2 protein-coding genes and 1 pseudogene are annotated in these 2,330 nt (G+C 54.0%); 1 reads left to right on the forward strand and 2 read right to left on the reverse strand.

Features of this window, described 5'->3' with window-relative positions; genetic code table 11:
* Positions 1–389: pseudogene (locus DHV10_RS26800) on the forward strand (hypothetical protein); the annotation flags it as partial.
* A gap of 511 nt (positions 390–900) precedes the next feature.
* On the opposite strand, the gene DHV10_RS26805 reads toward DHV10_RS26800, so the two are convergent.
* Together DHV10_RS26805 and DHV10_RS28460 are read right to left on the reverse strand one after the other, a co-directional pair.
* The gene (locus DHV10_RS26805; RefSeq protein ID WP_239462070.1) at positions 901–1,275 is read right to left on the reverse strand and encodes a response regulator; all 375 of its coding nucleotides are present in this window, start codon (positions 1,273–1,275) and stop codon (positions 901–903) included.
* A 398-nt stretch (positions 1,276–1,673) separates the two neighbouring features.
* Entirely contained in the window at positions 1,674–2,123 is a 450-nt protein-coding gene (locus tag DHV10_RS28460) for a Crp/Fnr family transcriptional regulator (RefSeq protein WP_109489511.1), read from the reverse strand.
* Positions 2,124–2,330: the final 207 nt, after the last annotated feature.

Below are 2,330 nucleotides of genomic sequence, written 5' to 3' on the forward strand. Positions count from 1 at the left end.
CGCTGATGAAACTTGGAGAGAATACAGTATTCAAACCTGTGCGCCCTAAACGTATCCTCTGGCTGAGCCACGATCCTCGACTACTTTCCACGCGTGAACGCATCCTCCGATCTGCGGGGTTCGATGTGGAACCGACGCTCTCATTGGATCAGGCAGCTGAGTTGGTAGCAAGTGAACCCTTCGACTTGGTCCTGATCGGGCATACCGTGCCGGCACCGGCACGACGGCAATTCATCTCCCAAGTTCGCCGCTCTGCACCGTCGGTTCCGGTAGTGTGCATCGCGCCCATGGCAGACCCCGAGGAAGTTGAACCGCTTGCCGATGTGACCAGCGGTCCAATGCCTGTTGAACTGCTCAAGACGATCAAGCGAGTTCTCAGCGTCACTTAATGTTTTGCAGAACAAGTTCCAAGACTCGGAACGGATCTCATTGCAACCCTTCTTTCCTCTCCATGAATTCCAGAAGAAGCTGGATTGCGTTGCTCATGTCCGTCATCTCGGCGCGTAGAGAAGCAGAGTTGTCCAGCGAAGCAGCCTGCCTACGGCAAAGCTCCAGCTGCTCTCTGAGACCCTTGATCGTCGGCTCTCGTGTGACTCTGTCCACCTGTGAATCCTGTTAAACGGCTCTTCTTTGTCCCGGCGGGAAAATGATCGTTCGGAGTATACAGCGTGCCATCGAGGAAGCATTAGTGTGATTCGCCGCAGCTCTCGCACATGATGTACCCAGGATTTGTAATCACTCCAGCGTTGTTCTTTTGTCAGGGCCTCAAGGAGCCGCTCTCTGGATTAGAGACTAGCGACTCCGAGGCCCTGATCCCAGCTCCCAGGGGTTGGGGTGCCAGGAGCTGTGCTCTCGCGCAAGAGAGCTAAGTAGTTGGATGCTGGAACACTCCTTGAACGTCTATCTGTAGCTCGGAGCCAGTACCTGTTGAATCCTCTCTATCACTTCTGTCGGGTACACAGGCTTCGCAAGGATCTCGAAAGTGTAGCCAAGCTTCCTAGCGTTCTCCAGCAGATCCGACGTTGAGGCTACTCGTGACATTAGGAGAACCGCGCTGACCAAGTCTCTCCTGGTGACATCGATGGCCAGCTCAATGCCCGTCATACCTGGCATCATTACATCAGTCAGAAGCATGTCGAACGATTCAGCCTGGAGAAGGTTGAGAGCATGGGATGCGCTGTACGCTACGACAGCATGAAAGCCCTCTGCCGAAAGCACCATCGCAAGCGTGTCTGCGATCACTTCGCTGTCGTCTACGACCAGGACTTTCCTCACCGAGTTGGGATCCGCTTGCACTCTAGCCAGACTTAGATGCTCTCTGTGAGTGCGAAGGCTATTCAGTGAGGCTTGTGAAACTCAGTACCTGTTGGCAGACCGGGGATTCGAGTGATGTCCATTCTTGTGGTGCGAGTTCACAGTGCCTGGATACGAACCACCATGCGAGGTAGTGTGATGACCTTTGAACCTACACGATGCGAGCATCGTCACAGATCGTCAGTCCAAAATAGGGCAATCGTCCGCCAGCATCAGGTTGGGGGCGCTTGCGCTTCTTTCATTCCAATGCCCCCAGAGCTCAGTTCTCTGGGGGAGGATGCGGAACGCAACTCATTAATTGCTCCTGCCTCTACTTGCGCCTTTAGGCAGGCGGAACAGCTTTAGCATCGGTTTTATTGTCATCGCGGTTGCTCTTGAGTGTGGGCAATGACGCTTGACAGAGCGGTGGCGAGTACGAGGCGTGCAGATCGAACTTCAGCTGCGAGTATTTCCAAAACTCTGAATGACAGCCGAGGATTATTCCCAATAATCTCTCTAAAGGCTGCCACCGAGATCGCGTTCAACTCCGAACACTTCGTTACCGTGGCCGTCATGCTGTAGGCGTGGTTACCAGCAACGGCTGGAAGACCTATCAGCGCGCCGGGGATCGCTCGAAAGCCTACGACCGATTTGTCGGGGAGCTTCGATGTCAGAATTACTTCGCCGGCCCTCAAGAGGTACAGCAGTGATGGAGATTGGTTCTGGCGAAACAGAATCCGCTTGGCGCTGATCTGCTGAAGCCTCGAACGAGCCACAATGGCGTCAGCGAGTTCGCAGTCGGCAACACATTCTGAAAGGAGCTGGTTCATATGCAAGCGCCAGTTAGAGTCCGAGGATTAGCTTGCAACCCACTCCGCTCTCTGTTGGTCTGTAGTCGATGTTTACATCAGGTTACCTGAGAGAATGTGATTTGCGTCACTCCGAATAGGGGCGATTTGGTTCGCTTTCGGGGGATTCGGAGGCAGGACAGCTGAAGCCTACAAAGCGCCACAGCGAAACTGAATGTCTTGTATCTC

Source organism: Occallatibacter savannae, from assembly GCF_003131205.1.
Classification (GTDB): Bacteria; Acidobacteriota; Terriglobia; order Terriglobales; family Acidobacteriaceae; genus Telmatobacter; species Telmatobacter savannae.

Bases quoted from the DNA above. Each gene is read 5' to 3' on its own strand.
- DHV10_RS28460 (WP_109489511.1), bottom strand. From the start codon at position 2,123: ATGAACCAGCTCCTTTCAGAATGTGTTGCCGACTGCGAACTCGCTGAC.